Source organism: Erythrobacter sp. NAP1 (assembly GCF_000152865.1).
Taxonomy (GTDB): domain Bacteria; phylum Pseudomonadota; class Alphaproteobacteria; order Sphingomonadales; family Sphingomonadaceae; genus Erythrobacter.
On record NZ_CH672390.1, the window covers coordinates 1,821,846 to 1,845,634 of the forward strand.

Below are 23,789 nucleotides of genomic sequence, written 5' to 3' on the forward strand. Positions count from 1 at the left end.
ATCCTCGATGAGCAGGCCTGTTGATGACAATGCTGGATGGTTCGAACTTCGCGCGGGCGGGACGCTGATCGCGTTCGAGGCTGCGGTCGGCGAGCGGGCCCATATTGTCTATGCTGGGCCCGATATCGTCGGAGCTTCCGCTGCTGAACTCGCCTTGCTCGCAACCCGCCAGCACGCGCCGGGAGGCCCGGCAGTGCACCAGCGCGGGTCGCTACTTCACACGATCGGGACAGGCATTTCAGGTCCGGCGGGGTTGATCGGGCATCGCGGCGGCAAGGACTGGGCTGTCGATTTGAGGGTCGTGTCCGTGGAGACGCACGGTCCAGCCTCGCTCTCCATCCGATGTGAGCATGCAAATAGCAGCCTTTCGAGCATCCACAGCTTCGCCCTCGACACCATTACCGGCCTATTGACGACAAGCACCGAGATCACAAACAATGCCAGCGAGCCCTTCGAGCTCGAGTGGTGCTCGGCTCTTTGCCTCCCAATCGACCAACGCCTGTCCCGCTACCTCAGCTTCACAGGCCGCTGGGCAAACGAGTTTCAGGTCGAGGAAGTCCCAGCCTTCCAAGGCAGCATCGTGCGCGAGAACAAGGCCGGGCGAACCAGCCACGACGTTTACCCCGGCGGCATCCTCGCGGCCGCGCGAACCGGCGAGACAAGCGGCCTCGCGCTCGGTTTCCACCTCGCTTGGAGCGGCAACCACCGCCAGCGCATCGACCGCCACAGCGACGGGCGCGGTTTCGTGCAGTTGGGAGAGATGTTCTTCCCCGGCGAAATGAGGTTGGCCGAGGGCGAGAGTTACCGCACGCCGGACATGCTCGCCGCGTGGTCGATGGATGGCCTGAACGGCGTCAGCCACGCCTTTCACGATCACCTGCAAGAAAAGCTATTAGACAAACGGGCCTTCGCGAAGCCGCGCCCGGTCCACTACAACACGTGGGAAGCGGTCTATTTCAACCACAATGAAGCGACGCTCCTCGAACTCGCTGAGCGAGCCGCCGACGTTGGCGCAGAACGCTTCGTACTCGACGATGGCTGGTTCGGCTCGCGCCGCAATGACGCAGCGGGCCTTGGCGATTGGTGGGTCTCGAAAGACGTCTATCCGAACGGTCTTCACCCGATCGCTGATCGCGTGCGCGACCTCGGGATGGAGTTTGGTCTTTGGTTCGAACCGGAAATGGTCAACCCCGAAAGCGAGCTCTACCGCGCGCATCCCGACTGGGTACTAGGGGTCGATAGCGTTGAGCCAATCGCATCGCGCAACCAGTTGACGCTCGACCTCACCAATCCGGCTGTTACCGAATATCTTTTCGAATGCATCAACGCACTCGTTGAGGAATACGACATCGCCTACATCAAATGGGACATGAACCGCGACGCGCAGCACCCGGCAAGCGGCGGACGCGCGGTCATGCACCGGCAGACGCGGGCCGTTTACGCCTTGATCGAGAGGCTTCGCACGGCGCATCCGGGTCTGGAAATCGAAAGCTGTTCGTCGGGCGGCGCTCGCGCGGATTTCGGCATTTTGCGCCACACCGACCGCGTCTGGACGTCGGACAACAACGATGCCCATCATCGCCATTCGATCATGCGCGGCGCGTCACATTTCCTCCCGCTTCGCGTGCTAGGTAACCATGTCGGGCCCAAGACCTGTCACATCACCGGGCGCCGGTTCTCGATGGCCTTCCGGGTCGCCAGCGCGATCTTCGGTCACATGGGCATGGAACTCGACCTGAGGCGCGAGATCGAGCGCGACCTCAACGTGCTGAAAGCGGGAATTGCGCTTCACAAGCAGCATCGCAACCTGATCCATTTGGGCCGCTTCTGGCGCGGCGAAAGCGGGCCCAATTCGAACCTCGTCGGCTGCGTAGCCAAGGATGCGACCGAGGCATTGTTCGCTTTCACCGTGCTGGACCTCGAAACCGCGCCCTTGCCTGCGCGCATTATCTTTCCCGGCCTAGATCCAGCGAAGAGCTACCGCATCAAGCTTGTCTGGCCGCCGCACAATCCCTCGATCTCATCGCCATCAATCATTGACGCGGCAAAGCTTCAGGGAGAGGGAACTGTGGTATCCGGCGCGGCGCTCACCAGCTATGGTATCCAGCCGCCGCTGACCCGTCCTGACACCTGCCTCATCTATCACCTCAAGTCCTGCGAGTAGGCGCCTCTTATGGAAACAGATTTCGATCTTCTGGTGGTCGGCGGCGGCATTAATGGCGCAGGCATCGCGCGCGATGCGGCCGGGCGCGGGCTGAAGGTATGCCTCGTCGAAAAGGACGACCTCGCGCAGCATACTTCAAGCGCCTCGACCAAGCTGGTGCATGGGGGTCTACGCTATCTCGAGCATTACGAATTCAGGCTCGTGCGCGAGAGCCTGATCGAGCGCGAGCGGCTGCTCAAGATGGCACCGCATATCATCTGGCCGCTGCGCTTCGTGTTGCCGCATGACAAGGGGCTGCGGCCCAAGTGGATGCTGCGCCTTGGTCTGTTTCTTTATGACAATTTGGGCGGTCGCAAACTCCTCCCGCCCACGCGCAATGTCGATCTGCGTCAATCACCGCACGCGGACGTCCTCGAAGAACGCCTGACGCATGGCTTCGAATATTCCGACTGCTGGGTCGAAGACTCTCGCCTCGTCGTACTCAATTGCATGGACGCGAAGGAACGCGGCGCGTCGATCCGCACCCGCACCGAATGCATCGGGCTGACACGCGGCGATACCCAATGGACTGCGACGTTGCGCAGCGAAAGCGGCGAGGAAACACTCACTGCAAAGATGGTCGTCAACGCCGCCGGCCCCTGGGTCGACACAGTGCTTGGCCGCGCCATTCCGGGCGAAACCCATGCCAATCTGCGTCTTGTAAAGGGCAGCCACCTGATCTTCCCGAAGCTGTACGATGGCGAGCATTGTTACATCTTCCAGAACAAGGACGACCGAATCATCTTCGCGATTCCCTATGAGCGCGACTTTACGCTCGTCGGGACCACTGACGTGCTGTTCACCGGCGACCCGTCGGACATCGACATCAGCGCTGACGAGGCCGACTACATTTGCAAGGCCGCCAACGAGTATCTTCGCACCGACGTCTCGCCCGACGAAGCCGTCGCCAGCTATGCCGGGGTGCGCCCGCTTTACGAGGACAAGGCCGCGTCGAATTCCACCGTCACGCGCGATTACCAATTCGAGCTCGAGGAGGACGGGCCAAAGCTACTCTCGATCTTCGGAGGTAAGTTGACAACCTATCGCAAGCTTGCCGAACATGCGCTTGAAAGAATTGGGATAGATGGCGGATCTTGGACTGCGGACGCAGTCCTGCCGGGCGGCGAGATCGACCCGATCTATTTCGACCGGTTCGTGGGAGATCAAGCGGCGCTCTTCCCGTGGCTTGATGAGAAGACGGTTCTGCGCCTCGCGCGAGCTTATGGAACGCGCATGATCGACCTCTTGGGCGATGCGCAGGGGATCAACGACCTTGGCGAGCACCTTGGCGGCGATCTTTATGCGAGCGAGCTTGAATATCTGGTCGAGCACGAATTCGCTGCAACCGCCGAAGATGTGCTCAAGCGCCGCTCGAAACTCTACCTTCACATCGACGACGCCGCGCAGGCAAAAGTCGCGCGCTGGTTCGATTCCCGCAAGGTGCCTGCGTGAGCGGCAATGTAGCCCTCAAACGCGCACTTGGCGGGCCGATCCATCGGCGCGATCACCGCAAGGCCGATGGGCGCATGCTGCACCTTTATGGCCGCACGCCGCACACCCTTCCGATCGTGTCGGAGAGCTACGAAGACATCGCGCAAGGCGGCGAACTTCGCCGCCATCCCATGCGGCAGGAATGGAATGTCTACGCCGCGCATCGCCAGAACCGCACCTTCAAGCCATCGGCAGCTGAGGACCCGTTAGCCCCCACCCTCCCCGGCGGTCCCGAAACCGAAATCCCCTTCGCGGACTTCGAATGCGCCGTGTTCGAGAACAAGTTTGCCGCCTATCATTCCGGCGCGAGTGAAGCGGCCGTCATCGATGGGGTCGAGACCGAGCCTGCGCTGGGCGCATGCGACGTGGTCGTCTATGCGCCCGAGGCGGAAGGCAGCCTGCACACGATTGGATCGGACCGGAGGCAGGTGCTCATCGGCGCATTGCTTGATCGATACGACACGCACTTCGCCAATGGCTGCGATTACGTCCTGCCGTTTGAAAACCGCGGCGACGAGGTGGGCGTCACGCTTCACCACCCGCACGGGCAAATCTACGGCTTCAATCGCATACCCGAAGTTCAGGCCCGCGCGGTCGACGCCTTTGCAAGTGGCTATAACCTTGCTGCCGAGATCGAAGCGGCAATGCCCGATTATGGCCTTGGCATCGAGGGCGGCATGGCGGCCTTCGTGCCGCGTTTCGCACGCTTTCCCTACGAGACCTGGATCGCCCCTCAGACACGCCGCGCAGGGCCATGGGATTGCACCGATGAAGAGCTTGGCGCGCTGTCATATTGGCTTGGCGAATTGACCCGGCGCTATGACGCCTTGTTCGAAGGACCGGCGGCGACCATGATGGCATTCCACGCCGCGCCGAATCCGGACCGCAGCAACGGGGCTGCGAACTACCACTTCACCGTGCAATTCTATCCGCTGCTGCGCACGCCAGGGCGGATCAAGTATCTTGCCTCTGTCGAACAGCACACGGGCACCTTCACCGTCGACGTGATGCCCGAAAGCGCGGTCAAGGCCCTGCGCGAGCAGGCTAGATCGTGAGCGCCACATTCACCGCACGTGCGCCGGGCCGCGTCAACCTGATCGGCGAGCACACCGACTATAATGGCGGCTGGGTACTGCCCGCTGCCTTGTCGGTCGGGATCGAGGTGACGTTGGCCCCGCGAAGCGACAGCTCGGTGGCGGTGAGCTCGCTCAACTACGACGCGCCCGCCATGCGTGAGCTTTCCGACGATGCGGTGGGCGAGTGGTCGGACCCATGCGTCGGAGCATTGCGCGAGGCGAACGCGCTCGGCCTCTTAACCGGGGGCGCGGCGCTCGACGTGACCTCAAGCGTTCCCGAAGGATCGGGTTTGTCCTCCAGCGCGGCTCTGATCGTCGCGATCCTCAAGGCTGCGCGGGAAGCGGCTGGGAGCGACCTGAGCGATGTAGACCTCGCCATCGCAGCGCGGCGGGTCGAGAACGAGTATATGGGCGTACCGTGCGGCATCATGGACCAGATGGCAGTCGCCCTGGCCTCACCCGGAAGCGCGATGGCGCTCGACACAAAGTCACTGGACTGGGAAATCCTGCCGCTGCCAGCGGGGCATGAGATGGTGGTCGTGCACTCCGGTCTGACCCGTAAGCTGACGGACGGACGCTACGGCGCCCGAAAGGCCGAATGCGATGCGGCCAAGCGTCATTTCGGCACCGAAGACCTATGCCTGCTCGATCAAGCAGAAGTCGAGAGCGCTAATATCGACGAAGTGCCCAAGCGCCGCGCGCTTCATTGCGTGACCGAGCACCAGCGCACGCTCGCGGCGGCCAAGGCACTGCGCGATGGCGATGTCGCTCGGCTCGGGCATCTGATGAGTGAAAGCCATGTCTCGATGCGCGACCTTTTCGAGATGTCGCTGCCCGAGATCGACACACTGGTGGAGACTGCTCAAGGCCTCGGTGCAATTGGCGCGCGCTTGACCGGTGGCGGCTTTGGCGGATGCATCGTCGCCTGCGTCCCCGCAAGCGAGCGCGGCGTCTGGATGGCCGAACTGCTCAAGCGTCACCCTCATGCACGCTTTATCGACGCAGCCAGCGCGGCCTAGAAAAAGCCGGGGTTGTATCCGAACAGGCCGAACAGGAAGACGAAGGCCGCATCGACCAACGGCAGGATCGTGAGCTCAAGCCACCCTGGACCGAAAATCCAGCTGTAGGCGATCACTCCGACGATCAGCAGGACGCCCACGTTCTGCAATCGCATCCAGTGGCGACGCAGACGATCTGGCAAGAGCCCGCCAACGATGTGCGAACCGTCGAACGGTGGGATCGGCAACAGGTTGAAGAGGCCCAGGAACAGGTTGATCAGCACGAAATAGAGCAGCGCGGTTTCCGCTGTCAGCGCTTCGCCAACCGCGTCCGCCACAAAGACCAGTCCGCCCGGCCCTTCGACCAGCCCCACACCCTGTCCGAAACTCGCGAGCAGAAACGCACTCAAGGTCGCGAGCACGAAGTTGATCCCCGGCCCTGCGGCGGCGACCGCCATCATGCCGAAGCGCGGGTTATCGAGCCGCCGCTGGTTGACTGGCACCGGCTTCGCCCAGCCGAACGGCGGGCCGCCCAAGAGCAACAACCCGCCCGGCACAAGCAGTGTGCCGATGGGATCGACATGCTTGATCGGATTGAGCGTTAGCCGCCCGCGCTCGCTGGCGGTAGGATCGCCCAGCGCCTTGGCTGCGTAGCCGTGCGCAACTTCGTGGAAGACAATCGCAATGACGATGCAAGGAATGACCATCGCTGCGAAGACAAGGTTGTCGTACATGCCCCTCATATGGTGCGGCGCACGAAGCTTCGCTAGTCTGCGCCGACCACGCCGGTCTTGAGCGCCTTGCTGAAATGCTTGCGGCACAAGGCGAGATAGCGGTCGTTTCCGCCGATCTCGGTCTGGGCGCCTTCGCTTACAGGGGTGCCGTCCTCCATGACGCGCAGGTTCATGCTCGCCTTTCGCCCGCAATGGCACACCGCTTTCAGCTCGACGAGCGCATCGGCGATGCCAAGCAGCGCGGCGGAGCCGGGAAACAGTTTGCCCAGGAAGTCCGTACGAATGCCATAGCACAGCACAGGAATGCCCTTTTCGTCGGCCAGGGCGGCAAGTTGCCAGACTTGTTCTTCGGTGAGGAATTGCGCCTCGTCGAGCAACACGCAGTCGAGCGGAGTGTCCTCGTGCGCCGCGCTGATCGCAGCGAGCAGGTCGGTCTGAGGAGTGTAAAGATGCGCGCCTGCCTCAAGCCCGATCCGGCTGCGCACCATGCCTTCGCTGCGTGTGTCCAGCGCCGCAGTCCACAGCATCGTTCGCATCCCGCGCTCGCGATAGTTGAAGTCGGCCTGAAGCAGCGTGGTCGATTTTCCGGCATTCATGCTGGAATAGTAGAAATAGAGCTTTGCCATCACCGCCAAGCCTAGCGAGCGTGCTCGAAGCGCACCAGAATGTCCCCCGCGCAAGGCTGTTGATTAATCCCTGTGACAGCCACGCTGCGCGATGCTAGCCCTCACGCGAACTACTGGAATTGACTTACGGGGATCACGAATATGGCATCGGCCGCACTAGCGACCAATAACGAGCAGCACATGACCGGCTTTCTCGGCTGGATCGAGCGAAACGGAAACAAGCTGCCGGACCCGGTATTCCTGTTTTTCTACCTGATCATCGCGCTGGTTGCGATCTCGATGCTGAGCGCGGCACTTGGCGTTTCGGCGCTCCATCCGACCACGATTGACGAGGCAACCGGACAGCCGCAGGTGATCGCAGCCGTCAGCCTGCTTTCCGCCGAGAACATCCAGAAACTCTGGGTCGAAATGCCCAAGACTTTCACACACTTCCACCCGCTAGGATATGTGCTGGTGGTGATGCTCGGCGCAGGGGTTGCCGAGCGGTCGGGCTTCTTCGCCGCCGGCATGGCGAGCGCGGTCAAGAGCGCTCCCAAGAAGCTCCTCACCCCCGTCGTCGCGCTGGTCGCGATGATCGGCAACCACGCGGCTGACGCTGGCTACGTGGTGCTGATCCCGCTTGCAGGGATCCTGTTTGCCGCAGCCGGTCGCCATCCGATGGCGGGTATCGCGGCAGCATTTGCGGGCGTTTCAGGCGGCTTCTCGGCCAACGTATCGCCGGGTCAGCTCGATGCGCTCTTGTTCGGCATCACTGAAGAGGCCGTTGGCGCAAGCGCGCTTGACCCCAGCTGGACCGCCAACCTTGCAGGCAACTGGTACTTCATCAGCGCGATGACGCTGATCTTCCTCCCCATCATCTGGTATGTCACCGACAAGATTATCGAGCCAAAACTCGGCCCGTGGAAGGGCGGCGCTCAGGCCGGTGCAAGCGAGGAAGAGGAGCTCAGCCAGGGTGATCCGTCCACCGTGAGCAAGGGCCTGCGCGCAGCGGGTCTCGCTGCGCTTGCTGTCGTCGCACTGTGGGCAGTGATGGTCTTTGCGCCCGGCACGCCGCTGATGAACGAAGCCGCTTGCGACGGCATCCCGGCAGCGGACTGCTCAATCCACTCGGTGCTTCGCCCGTTCTACCAGTCGCTGGTGGCGGCGTTCTTCGTTCTCTTTCTCGCAACCGGCTGGGCCTATGGCCGCGCGACTGGCACGATCAAGGATCACCGCGACCTCGTCGGCATGATGTCGGAATCGATGAAGGACATGGGCTACTACCTCGTCCTCGCTTTTGCAGCCGCTCACTTCGTTGCGATGTTCGGCTGGTCGAACCTTGGCCTGATTTCGGCAGTCCACGGCGCAGCTGCGATCCAGTCGACCGGACTGCCCCTGCCGCTGGTTCTGGGCCTGATGGTTCTGTTCGCGGGCCTTCTGAACCTGTTCGTGGGCTCGGCGAGCGCCAAGTGGGCGCTGCTTGCGCCGATCCTCGTGCCGATGCTCATGCTCCTCGGCATCAGCCCGGAAGGCGCGACCGCAGCGTACCGTGTCGGCGACAGCGCGACCAACATCATCACGCCGCTGATGGTGTACTTTCCGCTGATCCTCGTCTTTGCGCAGCGTTGGCAGCCAAGCTTCGGTCTCGGCAGCCTTACCGCGATGATGCTGCCCTATTCGATCTGGCTGCTCGTTTCGGGCACGCTGCTGATCGTGCTATGGTTCTATCTCGGTATCCCGCTCGGTCCGGACGCGCCGGTTGGCTACGTCCTGCCGACGGGCTGAGATACGCGCCAGACAGGCCCAGGCGCCGGGTGAAGGGTGAAACCTAACACGGCCCTCGGGCGTAGTAAGGTGTAAGGAGAGCAATGCCATGACCGTCCTTCGCCTGATCCTCGCCAGCGCAATGGCTTTGGCCGCGCCGACGGCAATCGTCGCGCAGTCGGGCCCGACGACAGCGGCGGCGCAATCGACCCTCAATTATCGCCTCGATGCAACGGCAAGCCAGGTGTCGGCGCGCGTTCCCTTCTTCGGCCTTTCGAGCAAGACCGCCCGCTTCCCGCAGATGTCGGGCAATGTCCGCATCGTGCCCGGCGCGCCCGAGCGTGCGGTCATCGACGTAACCTTCGACGCGCGCGCGCTTGAGGCGCCTGACGAAACCACACTGCGCAGGCTACGCGGAGAAAAGTTCTTCTGGGTCGAGCGTTATCCGACAATCCGTTTCGTCGGCACGTCGCTCAATCTCACCTCACCGACAAAAGGCAAAGTGACCGGAGAGCTGACCGCTCGCGGCGTCACCAACACCGAAACGCTCGAAGTAACCTTCGCCAGCGACCCCAGCATTGCGAGCAGCCAAGCAGTTCGCTTCACCGGAGACATGGAGATCGACCGGCGCGAATACGGGATGCGCAGTTACCAGCTGATCGTTGGCAACAAGGTCGATATCAAGCTGGATGCGCGGATGGTGCCGCGCGGGATGTAAGCGCCTATTCGGCGTCTTCCTCACCCGTTTCGTCGAGATCACGCGCCACCTTCGGATCGCGCAACAGCGCTTCGATCCGGTCCGCCTCAGCAAAGCTTTCATCGCTGCGGAACTTGAGCTTGGGCGCGAATTTGAGCCCGAGCCGCTTTGCAACCTCGCGCTGGAGAAACGCGGTATTCTGCCGCAGCGCGTGGACCACATCGGCATCGCTGATCTTGGGGCCAGCGGCCAGAAGCGGTTTCACATAAGCAGTCGCGTGGCGCAGATCTGGCGTCATGCGCACTTCGGTGACCGCGATGTTCGAGGCGCTTACCACCTCGTCATGCACTTCCTGCCGCGCGAGCAGTTCGGACAGGATGTGACGCACCCGCTCGCCCACTTTGAGGACGCGGACTGATTGCTGTTCTGCGGTGAAATCTTGTCGTTTGGCCATGGTTGTAACCTTCGTTTGCGCGCCGCCGTACAGTCTCGCGACCGATTTGCCAATTCATCAGCAAATGGGCTCAGCGGCTTTACTTGACATTAAGTCGCAATTGCATAGATACAAAGTCCCCTAGTTACTAATGAAACCAGATGAGGATGTCCCCGTGAAAAAGCTGACTTCGATACTCGTTGCTGCTGCACTCGTCGCCCCCACGATGGCTTCAGCACAGCGCATTGCCACCCCCGGTACCTTTGAGCGCCACGAACAGAACCTTGAAAAGGCCGACGACAAGCGCGCCGAAGCTCGCATGACCGAACGCCGCGCCGACAACGATCGCAATGCGAATGAAAACCGCGTGCCTGCCGCCAAGGCTGGCAAGGTCAATACCGCTGCTCCGGCTGTGGGTTCGCCGAACTAAGAGATAACGCTCGGACGGGCGTTAAGCGGGCGGGTGATGGAATGCCATCGCCCGCCCGTTTTTGTTTGCGTAAGCAGAGCGCGCTTGCGCTCAGCCCATCTTCGATAGGATGTTCTTCAGCGAGTTCATGTTGCGCGCGGTGCCTTTGCACTTGAGGCGGCGCTCGAGCACCTTGTTCGACAGATCCGACACGCCAACGCCGTAGATGTAATCGAGAAACAGCACCCGGTCGCCGAGAGCAAGCCGCTCGCTTCCTTTGCTGGCATGATCGGCAATCAGCGCGTCGACCGCATTTTGCTCGGGCTGCTCGCTGAGGAAGATCGAGTGCACCATCTTGTCCGAGCCATGTTCTGGGCCGGTCCCGTGAAACGGGTTTTCCTCGATTGCGTAGCGCACTTCATCGACGGTTCGCACCATCGCGCAGGACTTGAAGCCGAAGCGATCCTGAACGAGGCTTTCCAGCTGCACTTCGAGCATGGCGGGATCGCGCTCGTCTGTCAGGATCACGTTGCCACTGGCGGCGACTGTCGCGACATCCTTGAACCCAGCATCCTCCAAAGCCGTCCTAAGGTCAGCCATCTTGATGCGGTTGCCGCCAATATTGATGCTTCCAAGAAGCGCCAGATAGCGTTGCCCGCTGGCTGCCATCAGCCCATGCCCGTTTCGGTCGGAGACGGGCGCGGCGTCGGGATCGCGGTAGAGGTGGAGCGGGCGTAGACTGTCCCGTCCTCGCCCAGGAGTTCGCCTTCGAGGAAGACGACGCGCCGCCCGGCCTTGACCACCCGGCCCTTGCCGATGATGGTCGCGCCATCAGGGATCAGCCGGATGAGGCTCATCGAAATGTCGAGATTGAGCGGCGCCATCTCGCCGCCGGTCGCCGCGACATAGGCATAGCCCATCACATCGTCGAGATAGCCCGCAACAAGACCGCCCTGAACGCCGCCGCGCCAGGTGGTCATCTCGCGTTTGACGGTGAAATGCATGGTCGCGGTCGCTGTCTCCTCGTCGAAGGAAACGAACCGCGAGCCGAGAAGGTTGGAGTGAGGGGACCCTTCGGCCCCCTCCTCGATCTGGTGTCGCCAATCCATGACGCAGCCGGGCCGTCGTTACCCGACTTCCAGTGTCCGTTCGCGCTCTTCGACTTCGAACACCTCGAGCTGGTCGCCCGGCTGGATGTCGTTCGTGTCTTCCAGAACCACACCGCATTCGAGGCCAGCGCGCACTTCGTCGACGTCGTCCTTGAAGCGCCGCAGCGAGGCGATGGTGGTCGCCGAAACGATGACATCCTCGCGGGTGAGACGGGCGAACAGACCCTTGCGGATGACGCCTTCCTCGACCAGCAGACCTGCTGCCTTGTCCTTCTTGCCGGACTTGAAGACCTGCTTGACCGCAGCACGGCCCACCACGGTTTCGATCCGCTCGGGACCAAGCTCGCCGGCCATTTCCTTCGCGACGTCTTCGGTGAGGTGATAGATCACATCGTAATACATCATGCGCACACCGTCGCGCTTCACCAGCTCGCGAGCCTTTGCGTTCGGGCGAACGCCGAAGCCGATGATCGGCGCGTTCGAAGCCGCCGCGAGCGTCACGTCGCTTTCGGTGATGGCGCCAACGCCTGCATGCAGCACGCGTGCCTTGATGTCGTCGGTCGAGATGTTGTGCAGCGCGTTGACGATCGCCTCGACCGAACCCTGCACGTCGGCTTTCACCAGCACAGGCCATTCGATGACGTTCGACTGAAGGTTGTTGAACATCGTGTCGAAGCTGGTCGGAGCAAGCGCGGTGCGCTTCTCGGTCGCCTTTTCCTGACGATATTCAGCAACTTCGCGGGCACGCTGTTCGTTCTCGACAACGGTCAACTGGTCACCAGCCGAAGGCACGCCGCCAAGGCCGAGGACCTCGACCGGCATCGACGGACCAGCTTCCTTGATCTGCTTGCCCTGGTCGTTGACGATTGCGCGCACACGGCCGCTCTCGGTGCCGACGACGAAAGTGTCGCCGCGCTTGAGAGTGCCGCGCGTGATCAGCACCGTTGCGACAGGACCACGGCCCTTGTCGAGCTGTGCCTCGATCACGGTTGCATCGGCATCGCGATCCGGACGCGCCTTGAGTTCGAGCAGTTCGGCCTGAAGCGCGATCTTCTCGAGCAGTTCATCAAGGCCGGTCTTCTCCTTGGCGGAGATTTCCACGTCCTGCACGTCACCCGACATCGCCTCGACGATCACTTCGTGCTCGAGCAGGCGGCTGCGGATGTTGTTGGGATCGGCCTCGGGCTTGTCCATCTTGTTGATCGCAACGATCATCGGGACACCGGCTGCCTTGGTGTGATTAATCGCCTCGATCGTCTGCGGCATGATGCCGTCATCCGCCGCGACAACCAGCACCACGATATCGGTCACGTTAGCGCCGCGCTGGCGCATCTCGGTGAACGCGGCGTGGCCCGGCGTGTCGAGGAAGGTGATCTTCTGCTTGTCCTTCGTCGTGATCTGGTAGCTGCCGATATGCTGGGTGATGCCACCGGCCTCGCCCTTGGTCACATCGGTGCCGCGCAGAGCGTCGAGCAGCGAAGTCTTGCCGTGATCGACATGGCCCATGATCGTGACGACCGGAGGACGGGCTTTGAGCGTTTCTTCCGGATCGACGTCCTCTTCGGTGTCGATATCGACGTCAGCTTCAGAGACCTTCTCGATGTTGTGGCCGAACTGTTCGACCAGCAGCTCTGCGGTGTCCTGGTCGATGGTCTGGTTGACCGTGACCATCATGTCGAGGTTGAACAGCTCCTTCACGAGGTCGGCGCCCTTCTCACCCATACGCTTGGCAAGTTCGCCAACCGTGATGGCTTCAGGCACGATCACGTCGCGGACCTGCTTTTCACGCGGCTTGGAGGAGCCGCCGCCTTGCATGCGGCGCTCTTTCTCGCGCGCACGCTTCAATGCGGCGAGGCTGCGTGCACGGCGGCCTTCGTCCTCGTTCAGAGCCTTGGTGACGGTCAGCTTGCCAGAGCGGCGCTTGTCCTTGCCGCCGCCGCCGGTGTCCTTGGCGGCGCGCTTGTCTTCCTTCTTCTTGGCCGGGCGCTTGGGCTCGGGCCGGGCGACAGGCGTGAACTTGCGCGCAGCAGGCGTCGGGCTGCCCTTGGCGGCAGGCGCTTCTTCCTTGGCCGGTGCAGCCTCAGGTTCGGCTTCGGCCTGCTTGGCGGCTTCAGCTTCTTCCTTGGCGCGCTTTTCGGCTTCTTCCTCGGCCTTCTTGTTGTCTTCCTGGCGCTTCTTTTCTTCCTCGGCAGCCTGCTTTGCCTTCTGCTCGTCACGCTTGCGCGCTTCTTCGGCGAGCTTCAGGCGGTCTTCCTCGGCTTCGCGCTGAAGGCGAGCGACACGCTCCTGCGGGGTTTCCGCAGCCGGTGCAGGCTTCTTGGGAGCGGCCTTCTTGGGCGGCTCTTTCTTGGCGACCGGTTCGGGCGCAGGTTCTGGCGCCGGCTCCGGTGCAGGTGTCGGCTCAGGCGCAGGCGCTTCGCCCGGTTTCACGAGCTTGCGGCGGCGCTTCACTTCCACCGCCACCTTGTTGGTACGGCCATGGCTGAAGGTCTGCTTGACCTCGCCAGCATCGACCGCCCTTTTCAGGCCCAGCGGTTTACGTGCAGGTTTTTTTTCTTCGTCGCTCATTCTAGCTCGTTCGTCCTTCAAAAATTCTTCTGTCGCCGCGCTGGGCAGATCCCGGCGCGCATATCTGCATCATCAAGGGCCGCTAATCGGGAGGGTCGCTCCCCATAAAACGAGACAGGCGCATGGCCGCCTGCCCTACCCGGTCTGCCGCGCTCGGTCCTTTCGACCGGACACCGCGCGGGCCCGAAACGCCCAGATGGACGACATTTTCGCGGCCCAATGCCACAGACAGAGCATCGCGGTCCAGTGGCAAGACTGTCCCGCGCTCACCCGATCCCTGCTTTTCCATCCCCACGCGCCATGCCTGGTCGAGCTTCTTGCGCCCGTCCTCGCTGCTGTCGCTGGCGTGCAGCAACAGCGCGATGCGGCCCGTGCGGGCATGTTCTTCGATCTTCGCAGACCCAAGCACGATGTTTCCACCGCGCAGTTCAAGACCCAGCCTGTCGGCAAGGACCTTGATCAGCGCGGACTCGATCCTGTGCGGCAAATCGTCGCTGTAGGAAAGGGTTACGCGCTTTCCATCGTCATTGGCTGGTCCACCCTTGAATGCGCGCATCAGCGCCCGCTTGAGATGGCCATCCGCCATCGCGCTTTCAAGCGCAGCGCGATCAGGCGTGATCCACGCCCCGCGGCCCGGGGCCTTACCCGCAGGGTCGGGATGGACGGATCCATCAGGCGCAACGGCAAGCCGGATCAATTCCTCGCGAGGATGCACCTCGCCAGAAAGGACGCAGCGCCGTTCGCTCCCGGAAGCGTTTCCGGGAGCTGTTTCTTCAGCGATGTCGGGGTTTACGCGCTCATTGGGTGGAGTCCGCATCGGCGGCCTCCTCAGCGGGAGCGCTAGCTGGCTCCTCGTCTTCAAACCAGTGTGCGCGGGCAGCCATGATGATCTCGTTGCCCTGCTCTTCGGTGAGCCCATACTCACCAAGCACACCGCCCTTGTCCTGCTCGCGCTGCGGGCGACGCATCGGCGGACCGTCGGTGTTGTTCCGACGGCGCGGTGCTTCGCGCTTCTTCGCGATCAGTTCGTCGGTGGCAAGATCGGCCACATCGTCGAGCGTTTTGAGACCCGCCTTGCCGAGCGTGACAAGCATCGCTTCGTTGAGGTGGGGCAGTTCGGCAATCGCATCTTCAACGCCAAGTTCACGGCGGGCGGTGCGATGCGCTTCTTCCTGACGTTCGAGCGCTTCGATCGCGCGGCTCTGAAGCTCTTCGGCGAGCTCTTCGTCAAAGCCTTCGATTGCCGCGAGTTCGGCCATTTCGACGTAGGCGACCTCTTCCAGCATCGCGAAGCCTTCGGCCACGAGCAGCTGCGAAAGCGTTTCGTCGACGTCGAGCTCTTCCTCGAACATCTTGGAGCGTTCTGCGAATTCCTTGGAGCGCTTCTCCGAAGCTTCTTCCTCGGTCATGATGTCGATCTGGTGACCGGTCAGCTGACTGGCGAGACGCACGTTCTGGCCGCGGCGACCGATGGCGAGCGACAGCTGGTCATCCGGGACGACCACTTCGATGCGGCCATCTTCTTCGTCGAGGACCACGCGGGCAACCGTTGCCGGCTGAAGCGCGTTCACGACGAAGGTCGCGGTGTCTTCCGACCACGGAATGATGTCGATCTTTTCGCCCTGAAGCTCCTGAACGACAGCCTGAACGCGGCTACCCTTCATACCGACGCAAGCGCCGACCGGGTCGATGCTGGAATCGTGGCTGATGACGCCGATCTTGGCGCGCGAACCCGGATCGCGGGCAGCGGCCTTGATCTCGATGATGCCGTCGTAAATTTCCGGTACTTCCTGAGCGAACAGCTTGCGCATGAAATCAGGCGCGGCGCGCGACAGGAAGATCTGGGGCCCGCGATTGTTACGCTCCACCTTGGTGATGAGAGCGCGGACACGCTCACCGACACGGGCGGCTTCACGCGGGATTTGCTGGTCGCGGCGGATGACGCCTTCTGCGCGGCCAAGGTTCACGATCACATGACCGAACTCGACCGACTTGATCACGCCGGTGATGATTTCGCCTGCGCGGTCCTTGAACTCTTCGAACTGGCGCTCACGCTCTGCATCGCGGACCTTCTGGAAGATCACCTGCTTTGCCGATTGCGCGTCGATACGGCCAAGGTCGACCGGGGGCAGCGGATCGACGATAAAGTCGCCGACGCTCGCGCCGTCCTGAAGCTTCTGAGCCTGCTTGAGGTCGACCTGCTTGAAGTAGTCCTCGACCTCTTCGACCACCTCGACCACGCGCCACAGTGTCAGGTCACCGGTGTTGGGATCGAGCTTTGCGCGAATGTCGTTCTCGGCGCCGTAGCGGTTGCGAGCCGATTTCTGGATCGCTTCTTCCATCGCCTCGATGACGATGGTCTTGTCGATCATCTTCTCGCTAGCAACGGAGTTTGCAATCGCGAGCAGTTCTGCCTTGTTGGCGGAAATGGCACTGGCCATCAGTCGTCTGCCTTTTCTTCTTGGTCTTCTACAATGTCTTCGGCACCAGTGGTGTCGATGGGTTTGGTTGCAGCGATAAGCTTGTCGGTAAGCTCAAGCTTTGCGCTGTGAATCTGGTCTTGCGGGAGTTTTGCCTCACCCGCCTTGGCATCAGTGATGGTCACCATACCATTTTCGACGCCGCCAAGCTCGCCTTTATAGACGCGCTGCCCATCGAAGCCCTTGGTCATGACGATCCGCGCTTCGTGACCGGCCCAGTTCGCGAAGTCCTTTTCACGGGTTAGCGGGCGGTCGATGCCGGGCGACGACACTTCGAGGTGATACGCGCCTTCGATCAGAACTTCGCCTGCTTCCTCGCGCGCGTCGATCATGTCGGAGACGCGGCGCGAGAGCTCGGCGCATTGTTCGATCACCAGCTGACCGGTGGCGGGGTCTTCCGCCATGATCTGCAATGCCTCGCCGCCATCGCCCGCTTCCGAAGGCATCATCTTCACGCGCACCAGTTCGAAACCCAAAGCCTCGGCTTCAGGTTCGATCAGGTCTGTAAGACGTGCAATGTCGGTCATGCGGCGGCGTGTTACTCTTCAATTGTGACATCATCGAAATGGCATGGGCCGTTGGTGCCGGCCCCTTGCGGCGCCAGCCCCTTCAAAGTTTCGACGATGTCGGGATTGGTGATCAGTTAGGCGTCCGATCCGGCTTTGGCAAGCCCCGCGCCACACGCATAATGTTTTTTGCCGCGTGGGTTTATCAAACTCCTGTGACCCAGCGCCTCACCTCTGCTCTGAGTGCGCGCACCTCGTCTTCTTCGTACCGTTCAGCAAAGGCGCGCACGCCCAGCACATCGGCCTCTCTGAGAGGAGGATCGAATGAAAGACCGACTGTCCCGCCATGGACTCCCTTTTGGCATCGCACCACCTCGCCAAACGGCTCGAGCGTGCCAACTTGCAGCAGAGCGTCTTCTCCCTTGGCGAGCGGATCTTGGAGACTGACCTTCGCCCCGGTGAGGGAAAGATCCACCAGAATGCACCGGCGCGTGTCGTAGCGCGAGACAAGTTTTGCAGGGATCGCCAGTCGCAGTCGCGGAGCGCCGCGCCTGCCAACCTGGATCGGATCGTCAGGAGCATAGGCTTTACGTAAAAGAGCAGATGGCCGGTTCATGGCCAAGCATTGCTAAGGCCTTATGGCAAAGCCGTTCTTGAAGCCTACCTAGGGTGTTTCCCTTAGGCCATTAGCCGGAGGTTGCTGTCGGGCATCATCGCCCCACGCATCATCGGCAACCTCGTCGCCCCAGCCTTCATCGGCCAGCTGAGACGCGTGCTCGCTGCGCTGGGAAGCCGCCTCGTAGCCAGCGATGGCGCGTTCTCCCGCCTCTTCGCGCAACTCGACGATCTCCCGCATCTCTGGATCCATCAGGTCGTGAAGCAACATCGGGCCCAGATTCCAGACCGCAGTCGCGAAGATTGCGGTCAGGATGATGCTCTGACCATAGGAACGAATCCCGGACGACACACTTTGCAGGAGGGTGCTTTTTCGCATCACAAAGCAGACGTAGAGGCCCGCGCTTAAGGATTGGTTGCCCTAGAGACGTGCCGATTGGCGCATGTTTACGCGAAACAGGTCAGTCGGCCTCTTCCATCAGGGCATGCTTCTTGATGCAGTGGCGCAGCTGGTCATAGCTGAGGCCAAGCGCCTTTGCGGTCTGGCGCTGGTTCCAGCGATGCTTGCCAAGGGCATGTTCGACGATGGCTCGCTCATGCGCATCGACCGCAGCGCGCAGATCCTCGATCTCGTCGAAACACGGAGCCTGCGTCGCAAAGTCGTTGGCGGCGGGCGCGGAAGACGGCGCAGCGGGAACTGGAGCATTGGAGCGGCGGTGGCTCGGCGTTGCCGGTTTCCAGGGGCTGTCAAACGGGTCGAACTGAACATGCGCGATCGGCGTGTCGGGATCATCCCAGCGATAGACTGAACGTTCGACCACATTGCGCAATTCGCGCACATTTCCGGGCCAGCCATATTCTTCGAGCTGGTTCATCACGTGCGGCGCAAAGCCGGGCCAACCATGCCAGTCGAGTTCGGCAGCCATTCGCCGTGCAAAATACTCGGCCAGAACGCCCACATCCCCTTCGCGCACGCGCAGGGGAGGAAGCGTGATGACTTCGAAACTCAGTCGGTCAAGCAGGTCGGCACGAAACTCCCCGGTTTCGGCAAGATTGGGCAGGTCGTCATTGGTTGCAGCGACAATGCGCACATCGACGCGGACCGGGCGCGAGGAACCGATGCGGGTCACTTCGCCATATTCGACGGCCCTGAGAAGGCGTTCTTGCGCGCCCATCGACAAGGTGCCCAGTTCGTCGAGAAACAGAGTGCCCTTATCGGCTTCCTCAAACCTTCCCGCGCGCGCTTTGGTAGCGCCCGTAAAAGCGCCCGCCTCGTGACCGAACAATTCGGCCTCGATCAGGCTTTCGGGAAGCGCCGCGCAGTTCATGGTGACGAGCGGTTCGTCCCAACGGGTCGAAAGACGGTGGAGACGTTCGGCGATCAATTCCTTGCCGGTGCCGCGTTCGCCGATAACGAGCACGGGTCGGCTCATGGGCGCAGCACGCGAGGCGCGCTCGACCGCGTCGAGAAAGGCGCCGGACTGGCCGATAAACTGGTTTTCGCGCTCCATGATCCCTCCTTGCACCAACCTATAGTGAAAAATCCTAATGTTTGGCAATAGGGACCATGCCATTCATGCTGGAGTCATCAAAAAGCCAAGGATTTCCGCCGGTTTCCAAGTTTGGCACGCTGGTTGCAGACATGGGGGCAAACGCAGACACGTTCTTGGAGACCCACAATGTACAACGCCTCATTCTTCCGCAGCAAGCTTGGCCACGCCTCGCTCGCCAGCGTCGCTGCAATGGTCGCGATGATCGCTCTGACCAGCCAGATGAACCTGGGTCTGGAAGATGCTCACATTGCACAGCCCAGCGGCAACAGCACCATGCTGGTCGAGCTCGCTTGAGGCTGATTGTGAGCAAGCGAGACGATATTCCAGGTGGTGATCCTTTCGGGCCGGAGCGCAAGTCTCCAGTCGCGAATGCCGATCTCAGCGACGCGCTTACCCCGATGCGCGTTCGCTCCAACGGCAGCGCTTCGGCCCACCCCTCAAAGCTCTCGCGTCTCGACGAAGAAATCGAGGCCTTGCGTCGCAGCCCCACCCCGACGCAAACTCATGGCTCAGGCGATCGTGACGACGACTCGCGCCAGAGCACTAACCCGTTCCTAGATGGAGTAGCCTTTATGGGCATTTTCAGCCGCACTCGTGACATCATTGCCGCGAACTTCAACGACATGCTCGACAAGGCGGACGACCCGCAGAAGATGATCCGCATGATCATCCTCGAGATGGAAGAAACGCTGGTGGAAGTCCGGGCAAGCGCGGCGCGCACGATTGCAGACCAGAAAGAAATGCACCGTCACGTCGTCAAGCTCGACAAGCTCCAGGCAGACTGGGGCGAGAAAGCGCAGCTCGCGCTTTCGAAGGACCGAGAAGACCTGGCGCGCGCTGCTCTCGTCGAGAAGAAGAAAGCGACCGGTATGGCAGACCAGCTGCGCGCCGAGATCGCCGTACTCGACGACGCGCTGCGCGCTTACGAAGACGACATTCAGAAGCTGCAGCATCGCCTGCGCGAAGCTCGCAGCCGCCAGACCGCCATCGCGGCGCGTCTCGAAAGCGCGGAGAACCGCGTGAAACTGCGCACGCTGATGAGCACCGAACGCACGGACGAGGCGCTTGCCCGCTTCGACCAGCTTGAACGCCGCGTCGACTATGCCGAAGGGCGCGCCGACGCGATCCAGATCGGTCAGGACCAGCCGCCGTCGCTCTCTGACGAGATCGCCGCGCTCGAAGGTGCCGATGCGATCGACGACGAGCTTGCAGAGATGAAAAAAGCGCTCGGCAAGCCTGAAAAAGACGACTGAACAACGATTAGAAACACGACAGGGAATTGAACCGTGGACCCCGAATTTATCATCATCCCGATGCTTTTCATCGGCCTGCCGTGGCTGATCCTCCACTATGTGACCAAGTGGAAGACGGCAGCCACGATCACCACTGACGACGAGGTGCTGCTCGAAGAGCTCTACAACCTCGCCAAGCGCCTCGACGAGCGCATGGATACGGTGGAGCGTCTGGTCGCTTCCGATGACCCATCATTCAACCCGGTCAAGCGCCTTCAGGCCGACCAGGAAACCGACAACCAGCAGCTGCGCGAACTCGAACAGCTGATGGCCGAAAAGAAAGGAGCCAGCCAATGAATAGCCCCCGCACCTCGCTTTACCGAGACAAGCACAATGCAAAGCTGATGGGAGTGTGCTCCGGCATTGCGGACTACACCGGGATCGACGCCTTCTGGCTGCGCCTTGGCATGGTGGTTCTCACCGTCACGCTCGGCTGGCCGCTGATCGCCTACTTCATTGCTGGCGCGCTCCTCCAGAAGAAGCCGCCGCACCTGTACCGCGACAACCAGGAACAGCAGTACTGGCAGCGTGTCCGCCAGAGCCCGAAGCGCACGGCGCGCGAAATCCGCTCCCGCTTCCGGGACATCGACCGCCGGCTTGCTGACGTTGAAACCTACTATGTCAGCAACAACCCGCGCCTGACGGCCGAGATCGAACAACTGCGCTGATCCAGCGTTCGGAGGGGAGATAGGGTCATGCCAATCGGCGAAGTATTCCTGAACGCAATGCTCGTGATCCTGGCGTTCTCCGGTGTGTTGGGACTGACCAGCATGTTCCTGAGCCACCGCCGCGAAATGGCGCGGATCAAGTCTGGCAATCAGAGCAGGTCAGCGGCCCTCACACACGAGAACATCGAGCTGAAGGAAACCGTCAGCCTGATGCAGGACCGGATCGCGGTGCTCGAACAGATCGCCGTCGACCCGGCCCGCAGAACGGCCGACGAGATTGAAAAACTGCGCTGAGGCGCATCAACACACGAAGGGGCAATTAAGTCATGGATCCGGGTCAACTCGCACTTCTCATTCCGATCATTGGGGTATCGATCCCGGTCATCGCGATCTGGGCAAAGCATCAGCAAAAGATGGCAGAGCTCAAGATGGACGCGACCGCCGACGCGACGGCTGAGAAAGCCGCGCAATACGCCGCGCAGGTCCAGAAGCTCGAAGACCGGGTCCAGGTGCTCGAACGCATCGTCACCGACCGCGGCTACGACATCGCGACCCAGATCGAGGCACTGCGTGACACGCGCTCGGTCGAGGACAGCGACGCCGGTGTCCCCCTCAACATCAGCAACAAGGAAACCGCATAATGGATTGGGGCGGCCCCTCTTTCGTCATCGCCATCATCGCTGTCAGCATGGGCGGATGGCTGATCAACAACTGGATCCGCGCCAAGCACGGCTACGACCTCGAAGACGAGTGGGGCGGCAAGACCTCCAAGCGCGACACGAGCGGCGAGAATGAGAAGCTCAAGGCGGAAAACCGCGAGCTCAACAACAAGCTCGACGCCATGCAGGACCGCATGATCGTGCTCGAAAAGATCGTCACCGACCGCGGCTATACGCTCTCCGAAGAGATCGAGGCGCTGCGCGACAAACCTGCCGGCAGTGACAGCGGCACTCCCCTGAACTTTGGCCAGAAGGAAAAACAGCAATGAGCCCCGACGCTGCTGCAGTCATCATTCCGAACCTACCGTGGATCATCGGCGGCGCTCTCGCCGTGGGAGGAGCAGGCGTGCTCGGCTGGATCTACACGACCAAGCTGCGCATCCAGAACGGCTACCCGCTCGACGGTTCGTGGGGACAGGCTCTCCACCCGAAAACCGACCACGAAGCCAAGCAGCGCGTGACCCTGCTCACCCAGGAAAACGCAGAGCTTCGCGCGGAACTGGGCTCGGTCAAGGACCGGCTCGCAAACGTGGAACGCATCGTCACCGACAGCGGCTATCACCTGTCGAGCGAGATCGACCAATTGAAGGATCGCCGCCTCGAAGACCGCAAGGATGAAGGGAACGCATAATGGATATGGATCTCGTCCTCATCTTCAGTTTCATCACTGTCGTGGTCGCGATCACCGGCATCAGCATCAACGCGATCGTTGCCAAGGTCTACGCCCACAAGAAATGGGCACGCGAACATTCGCTGATCGGATCGAAGTCCAGCGAAACGGTGAGCCAGATCGCCGAACGCACCGAGATGATCGAAGACCGCCTCAAGGTGCTCGAACGCCTCGCAACCGATCGCGGTTCGCTGCTGTCGGATGAGATCGAAGCCCTGCGCGACGATGTGAAATCGCGCCGCCAGTTGGAGAACGGCTGATGTTTGGCCCTGACACCGCCTTGATGTTCGATGCCATGCAGATGTCGGCAGTCGTGGCCGGTGTCACGGGCGCAGCGGTCTACTTCGCCATGCGCTGGCGCCGGACGAGCAAGAACCGCAAGGTCATCGACAGGTCCGAAGGAATGAACCTCGAAGAACGCGTCCGCGTGCTTGAACGCATCGCGACCGACCGCTCGATCGACCTTGCCGAAGAAATCGAGGCGCTGCGTGAACCGGCTGCCAAACCGAAGCTTGGAGGAAACCAGTAATGAGTTCTTGGGCCATCGTCGCTGTTATCGCCATCGTCGTCTGGGGGATCGTCCAGATGGCCAAGGCGCGCCACGGCATCACGACCGATGCCGAAGGCAACGAAACGTGGACGCCGCGCGCCCATGACGAGGACGATCGCCCAAGCCGCGCCGAGATCGAAGAGACCCGGCGCGAAATGGAACAATTGCGCGAGCGCCTTCACGTGCTCGAACGCATCGCAACCGACAACAACACGATGGATGCCCGCGAACGTGCGCGCATCGCCGCTGAAATCGAAGCTCTCAGAAGCCCTGGCGAGGGATCGGTAGCTTCAACCCCACTCCCGTCCAAGGAGGAGCAGAGCCAATGATGATGGACCCCGTACTCGTTATCGCCGCAACCTGCCTTGTTGGCATTACCGTGGTCGCCTTTGCGCTCTTGCGAGCGTGGCAGGGCTGGCTTCAACTGAAGCGCGAGGAGATCGAACGCGGCACCGCCCGCCCCGATCCCGCAGCCGAAATCGAAGGCGGCGCCAGCGTCGGTGCAGCCCGGATCGAGCTTGCCGACATGAAAGAGCGGATCAAGAAGCTCGAAGCGATTGCCAGCGGAGTTGAGCTTTAAAGGCGCTAATTCGCGGCTTACCCGTCTGCGCCCCTTTCGCTTCGCAGCCGCGCATCCTAAATGCGCCCC

Annotated in this window: 31 protein-coding genes; 19 read left to right on the forward strand and 12 right to left on the reverse strand. The window is 61.7% G+C overall.

The window, feature by feature from the left end; translation table 11 throughout:
• Positions 1-7: 7 nt before the first annotated feature.
• Genes NAP1_RS08705 through galK form a run of 4 tightly spaced genes read left to right on the forward strand, consistent with a single transcriptional unit; the run spans position 8 to position 5,789 of the window.
• Positions 8-2,164 carry an alpha-galactosidase gene (locus tag NAP1_RS08705; RefSeq protein WP_007164906.1) on the forward strand — a complete coding sequence of 719 codons (2,157 nt, stop codon included), beginning with the start codon at positions 8-10 and terminating at the stop codon, positions 2,162-2,164.
• Positions 2,165-2,173: 9 nt separating this feature from the next.
• Complete coding sequence (gene glpD / locus NAP1_RS08710) at positions 2,174-3,655, forward strand: glycerol-3-phosphate dehydrogenase (protein ID WP_007164907.1); 1,482 nt, start codon at positions 2,174-2,176, stop codon at positions 3,653-3,655.
• Positions 3,652-4,749 (forward strand): galactose-1-phosphate uridylyltransferase, encoded by a 1,098-nt coding sequence (locus NAP1_RS08715; RefSeq protein ID WP_007164908.1) that lies wholly within the window; start codon positions 3,652-3,654, stop codon positions 4,747-4,749. Before glpD ends, NAP1_RS08715 begins: the two co-directional genes overlap by 4 nt.
• Positions 4,746-5,789 carry a galactokinase gene (gene galK / locus NAP1_RS08720; RefSeq protein WP_007164909.1) on the forward strand — a complete coding sequence of 348 codons (1,044 nt, stop codon included), beginning with the start codon at positions 4,746-4,748 and terminating at the stop codon, positions 5,787-5,789. Before NAP1_RS08715 ends, galK begins: the two co-directional genes overlap by 4 nt.
• Here the strand turns inward: galK and NAP1_RS08725 are convergent.
• Together NAP1_RS08725 and NAP1_RS08730 are read right to left on the reverse strand one after the other, a co-directional pair.
• Positions 5,786-6,502, reverse strand: a complete 717-nt coding sequence (locus NAP1_RS08725) for a site-2 protease family protein (protein WP_007164910.1) — start codon at positions 6,500-6,502, stop codon at positions 5,786-5,788. The genes galK and NAP1_RS08725 overlap by 4 nt on opposite strands.
• A 32-nt stretch (positions 6,503-6,534) precedes the next feature.
• Positions 6,535-7,128 carry a thymidine kinase gene (locus NAP1_RS08730; RefSeq protein ID WP_007164911.1) on the reverse strand — a complete coding sequence of 198 codons (594 nt, stop codon included), beginning with the start codon at positions 7,126-7,128 and terminating at the stop codon, positions 6,535-6,537.
• Positions 7,129-7,269: 141 nt separating this feature from the next.
• On the opposite strand from NAP1_RS08730, the gene NAP1_RS08735 reads away from it, so the two are divergent.
• Together NAP1_RS08735 and NAP1_RS08740 are read left to right on the forward strand one after the other, a co-directional pair.
• Complete coding sequence (locus tag NAP1_RS08735; RefSeq protein WP_007164912.1) at positions 7,270-8,892, forward strand: AbgT family transporter; 1,623 nt, start codon at positions 7,270-7,272, stop codon at positions 8,890-8,892.
• Positions 8,893-8,980: 88 nt separating this feature from the next.
• Entirely contained in the window at positions 8,981-9,589 is a 609-nt protein-coding gene (locus NAP1_RS08740) for a YceI family protein (RefSeq protein ID WP_007164913.1), read from the forward strand.
• 4 nt (positions 9,590-9,593) lie between these two features.
• Here the strand turns inward: NAP1_RS08740 and rbfA are convergent, their stop codons facing one another.
• Complete coding sequence (gene rbfA, locus NAP1_RS08745; protein ID WP_007164914.1) at positions 9,594-10,022, reverse strand: 30S ribosome-binding factor RbfA; 429 nt, start codon at positions 10,020-10,022, stop codon at positions 9,594-9,596.
• A 154-nt stretch (positions 10,023-10,176) separates the two neighbouring features.
• Between rbfA and NAP1_RS08750 the strand changes: the two genes are divergently transcribed.
• Positions 10,177-10,431, forward strand: coding sequence for a hypothetical protein (locus tag NAP1_RS08750; protein ID WP_156777231.1), 255 nt, complete (start codon positions 10,177-10,179; stop codon positions 10,429-10,431).
• Between the two features lie 90 nt (positions 10,432-10,521).
• Here the strand turns inward: NAP1_RS08750 and NAP1_RS08755 are convergent, their stop codons facing one another.
• From NAP1_RS08755 to pspF, 9 genes are all read right to left on the reverse strand, one after another.
• On the reverse strand, positions 10,522-11,079 hold the full coding sequence (locus NAP1_RS08755) for a DUF1697 domain-containing protein (protein ID WP_007164916.1): 558 nt from the start codon (positions 11,077-11,079) through the stop codon (positions 10,522-10,524).
• Complete coding sequence (locus tag NAP1_RS08760) at positions 11,079-11,519, reverse strand: PaaI family thioesterase (RefSeq protein WP_007164917.1); 441 nt, start codon at positions 11,517-11,519, stop codon at positions 11,079-11,081. The genes NAP1_RS08755 and NAP1_RS08760 overlap by 1 nt, the downstream gene beginning before the upstream one ends.
• An 18-nt stretch (positions 11,520-11,537) precedes the next feature.
• Entirely contained in the window at positions 11,538-14,087 is a 2,550-nt protein-coding gene (gene infB, locus NAP1_RS08765) for a translation initiation factor IF-2 (RefSeq protein ID WP_007164918.1), read from the reverse strand.
• 82 nt (positions 14,088-14,169) lie between these two features.
• The gene (locus NAP1_RS08770) at positions 14,170-14,904 is read right to left on the reverse strand and encodes a DUF448 domain-containing protein (RefSeq protein WP_007164919.1); all 735 of its coding nucleotides are present in this window, start codon (positions 14,902-14,904) and stop codon (positions 14,170-14,172) included.
• The gene (gene nusA, locus NAP1_RS08775) at positions 14,885-16,528 is read right to left on the reverse strand and encodes a transcription termination factor NusA (RefSeq protein ID WP_007164920.1); all 1,644 of its coding nucleotides are present in this window, start codon (positions 16,526-16,528) and stop codon (positions 14,885-14,887) included. Before nusA ends, NAP1_RS08770 begins: the two co-directional genes overlap by 20 nt.
• Positions 16,528-17,094, reverse strand: coding sequence for a ribosome maturation protein RimP (rimP, locus tag NAP1_RS08780; protein WP_007164921.1), 567 nt, complete (start codon positions 17,092-17,094; stop codon positions 16,528-16,530). The genes nusA and rimP overlap by 1 nt, the downstream gene beginning before the upstream one ends.
• Before the next feature lie 184 nt (positions 17,095-17,278).
• Positions 17,279-17,689: a PilZ domain-containing protein gene (locus tag NAP1_RS15925; RefSeq protein WP_007164922.1), complete on the reverse strand. Its 411-nt coding sequence runs from the start codon at positions 17,687-17,689 to the stop codon at positions 17,279-17,281.
• A gap of 48 nt (positions 17,690-17,737) precedes the next feature.
• Positions 17,738-18,040, reverse strand: coding sequence for a hypothetical protein (locus tag NAP1_RS08790; protein ID WP_156777232.1), 303 nt, complete (start codon positions 18,038-18,040; stop codon positions 17,738-17,740).
• 109 nt (positions 18,041-18,149) lie between these two features.
• On the reverse strand, positions 18,150-19,199 hold the full coding sequence (gene pspF / locus NAP1_RS08795; RefSeq protein ID WP_007164924.1) for a phage shock protein operon transcriptional activator: 1,050 nt from the start codon (positions 19,197-19,199) through the stop codon (positions 18,150-18,152).
• A 168-nt stretch (positions 19,200-19,367) separates the two neighbouring features.
• Between pspF and NAP1_RS16475 the strand changes: the two genes are divergently transcribed.
• The 12 genes from NAP1_RS16475 (at position 19,368) to NAP1_RS08850 (ending at position 23,720) form a co-directional block, all read left to right on the forward strand.
• Positions 19,368-19,535 carry a hypothetical protein gene (locus NAP1_RS16475; RefSeq protein ID WP_007164925.1) on the forward strand — a complete coding sequence of 56 codons (168 nt, stop codon included), beginning with the start codon at positions 19,368-19,370 and terminating at the stop codon, positions 19,533-19,535.
• A 104-nt stretch (positions 19,536-19,639) separates the two neighbouring features.
• Entirely contained in the window at positions 19,640-20,494 is an 855-nt protein-coding gene (gene pspA / locus NAP1_RS08800; protein ID WP_050750469.1) for a phage shock protein PspA, read from the forward strand.
• Between the two features lie 33 nt (positions 20,495-20,527).
• On the forward strand, positions 20,528-20,830 hold the full coding sequence (gene pspB, locus NAP1_RS08805) for an envelope stress response membrane protein PspB (RefSeq protein WP_007164927.1): 303 nt from the start codon (positions 20,528-20,530) through the stop codon (positions 20,828-20,830).
• Entirely contained in the window at positions 20,827-21,201 is a 375-nt protein-coding gene (gene pspC, locus NAP1_RS08810; RefSeq protein WP_007164928.1) for an envelope stress response membrane protein PspC, read from the forward strand. Before pspB ends, pspC begins: the two co-directional genes overlap by 4 nt.
• Positions 21,202-21,228: 27 nt before the next feature.
• Positions 21,229-21,495, forward strand: coding sequence for a hypothetical protein (locus NAP1_RS08815; protein WP_007164929.1), 267 nt, complete (start codon positions 21,229-21,231; stop codon positions 21,493-21,495).
• Between the two features lie 32 nt (positions 21,496-21,527).
• Entirely contained in the window at positions 21,528-21,842 is a 315-nt protein-coding gene (locus NAP1_RS08820) for a hypothetical protein (protein WP_007164930.1), read from the forward strand.
• Positions 21,842-22,189, forward strand: coding sequence for a hypothetical protein (locus NAP1_RS08825; RefSeq protein ID WP_007164931.1), 348 nt, complete (start codon positions 21,842-21,844; stop codon positions 22,187-22,189). The genes NAP1_RS08820 and NAP1_RS08825 overlap by 1 nt, the downstream gene beginning before the upstream one ends.
• Positions 22,186-22,551 (forward strand): hypothetical protein, encoded by a 366-nt coding sequence (locus NAP1_RS08830; RefSeq protein WP_007164932.1) that lies wholly within the window; start codon positions 22,186-22,188, stop codon positions 22,549-22,551. Before NAP1_RS08825 ends, NAP1_RS08830 begins: the two co-directional genes overlap by 4 nt.
• Complete coding sequence (locus NAP1_RS08835) at positions 22,551-22,850, forward strand: hypothetical protein (RefSeq protein ID WP_007164933.1); 300 nt, start codon at positions 22,551-22,553, stop codon at positions 22,848-22,850. The genes NAP1_RS08830 and NAP1_RS08835 overlap by 1 nt, the downstream gene beginning before the upstream one ends.
• Positions 22,850-23,119, forward strand: a complete 270-nt coding sequence (locus NAP1_RS08840) for a hypothetical protein (protein ID WP_007164934.1) — start codon at positions 22,850-22,852, stop codon at positions 23,117-23,119. Before NAP1_RS08835 ends, NAP1_RS08840 begins: the two co-directional genes overlap by 1 nt.
• The gene (locus NAP1_RS08845; protein WP_007164935.1) at positions 23,119-23,469 is read left to right on the forward strand and encodes a hypothetical protein; all 351 of its coding nucleotides are present in this window, start codon (positions 23,119-23,121) and stop codon (positions 23,467-23,469) included. Before NAP1_RS08840 ends, NAP1_RS08845 begins: the two co-directional genes overlap by 1 nt.
• The gene (locus tag NAP1_RS08850; RefSeq protein ID WP_040464863.1) at positions 23,469-23,720 is read left to right on the forward strand and encodes a hypothetical protein; all 252 of its coding nucleotides are present in this window, start codon (positions 23,469-23,471) and stop codon (positions 23,718-23,720) included. Before NAP1_RS08845 ends, NAP1_RS08850 begins: the two co-directional genes overlap by 1 nt.
• Positions 23,721-23,789: the final 69 nt, after the last annotated feature.

Excerpts from the sequence above, each read along its gene's own strand:
- NAP1_RS08835 (WP_007164933.1), top strand. The coding sequence starts at position 22,551 with ATGGATATGGATCTCGTCCTCATCTTCAGTTTCATCACTGTCGTGGTC.
- nusA (WP_007164920.1), bottom strand. The coding sequence starts at position 16,528 with ATGGCCAGTGCCATTTCCGCCAACAAGGCAGAACTGCTCGCGATTGCA.
- NAP1_RS08725 (WP_007164910.1), bottom strand. The coding sequence starts at position 6,502 with ATGTACGACAACCTTGTCTTCGCAGCGATGGTCATTCCTTGCATCGTC.
- rimP (WP_007164921.1), bottom strand. The coding sequence starts at position 17,094 with ATGACCGACATTGCACGTCTTACAGACCTGATCGAACCTGAAGCCGAG.
- NAP1_RS08770 (WP_007164919.1), bottom strand. The coding sequence starts at position 14,904 with ATGCGGACTCCACCCAATGAGCGCGTAAACCCCGACATCGCTGAAGAA.
- pspF (WP_007164924.1), bottom strand. The coding sequence starts at position 19,199 with ATGGAGCGCGAAAACCAGTTTATCGGCCAGTCCGGCGCCTTTCTCGAC.
- NAP1_RS08845 (WP_007164935.1), top strand. The coding sequence starts at position 23,119 with ATGAGTTCTTGGGCCATCGTCGCTGTTATCGCCATCGTCGTCTGGGGG.
- NAP1_RS08760 (WP_007164917.1), bottom strand. The coding sequence starts at position 11,519 with ATGGATTGGCGACACCAGATCGAGGAGGGGGCCGAAGGGTCCCCTCAC.
- pspC (WP_007164928.1), top strand. The coding sequence starts at position 20,827 with ATGAATAGCCCCCGCACCTCGCTTTACCGAGACAAGCACAATGCAAAG.
- NAP1_RS08815 (WP_007164929.1), top strand. The coding sequence starts at position 21,229 with ATGCCAATCGGCGAAGTATTCCTGAACGCAATGCTCGTGATCCTGGCG.
- infB (WP_007164918.1), bottom strand. The coding sequence starts at position 14,087 with ATGAGCGACGAAGAAAAAAAACCTGCACGTAAACCGCTGGGCCTGAAA.
- NAP1_RS08840 (WP_007164934.1), top strand. The coding sequence starts at position 22,850 with ATGTTTGGCCCTGACACCGCCTTGATGTTCGATGCCATGCAGATGTCG.
- NAP1_RS08705 (WP_007164906.1), top strand. The coding sequence starts at position 8 with ATGAGCAGGCCTGTTGATGACAATGCTGGATGGTTCGAACTTCGCGCG.
- pspA (WP_050750469.1), top strand. The coding sequence starts at position 19,640 with ATGCGCGTTCGCTCCAACGGCAGCGCTTCGGCCCACCCCTCAAAGCTC.
- NAP1_RS08740 (WP_007164913.1), top strand. The coding sequence starts at position 8,981 with ATGACCGTCCTTCGCCTGATCCTCGCCAGCGCAATGGCTTTGGCCGCG.
- NAP1_RS08755 (WP_007164916.1), bottom strand. The coding sequence starts at position 11,079 with ATGGCAGCCAGCGGGCAACGCTATCTGGCGCTTCTTGGAAGCATCAAT.
- NAP1_RS15925 (WP_007164922.1), bottom strand. The coding sequence starts at position 17,689 with ATGAACCGGCCATCTGCTCTTTTACGTAAAGCCTATGCTCCTGACGAT.
- NAP1_RS08735 (WP_007164912.1), top strand. The coding sequence starts at position 7,270 with ATGGCATCGGCCGCACTAGCGACCAATAACGAGCAGCACATGACCGGC.
- NAP1_RS08830 (WP_007164932.1), top strand. The coding sequence starts at position 22,186 with ATGAGCCCCGACGCTGCTGCAGTCATCATTCCGAACCTACCGTGGATC.
- NAP1_RS08730 (WP_007164911.1), bottom strand. The coding sequence starts at position 7,128 with ATGGCAAAGCTCTATTTCTACTATTCCAGCATGAATGCCGGAAAATCG.
- NAP1_RS16475 (WP_007164925.1), top strand. The coding sequence starts at position 19,368 with ATGTACAACGCCTCATTCTTCCGCAGCAAGCTTGGCCACGCCTCGCTC.
- rbfA (WP_007164914.1), bottom strand. The coding sequence starts at position 10,022 with ATGGCCAAACGACAAGATTTCACCGCAGAACAGCAATCAGTCCGCGTC.
- NAP1_RS08825 (WP_007164931.1), top strand. The coding sequence starts at position 21,842 with ATGGATTGGGGCGGCCCCTCTTTCGTCATCGCCATCATCGCTGTCAGC.
- NAP1_RS08820 (WP_007164930.1), top strand. The coding sequence starts at position 21,528 with ATGGATCCGGGTCAACTCGCACTTCTCATTCCGATCATTGGGGTATCG.
- NAP1_RS08850 (WP_040464863.1), top strand. The coding sequence starts at position 23,469 with ATGATGGACCCCGTACTCGTTATCGCCGCAACCTGCCTTGTTGGCATT.
- glpD (WP_007164907.1), top strand. The coding sequence starts at position 2,174 with ATGGAAACAGATTTCGATCTTCTGGTGGTCGGCGGCGGCATTAATGGC.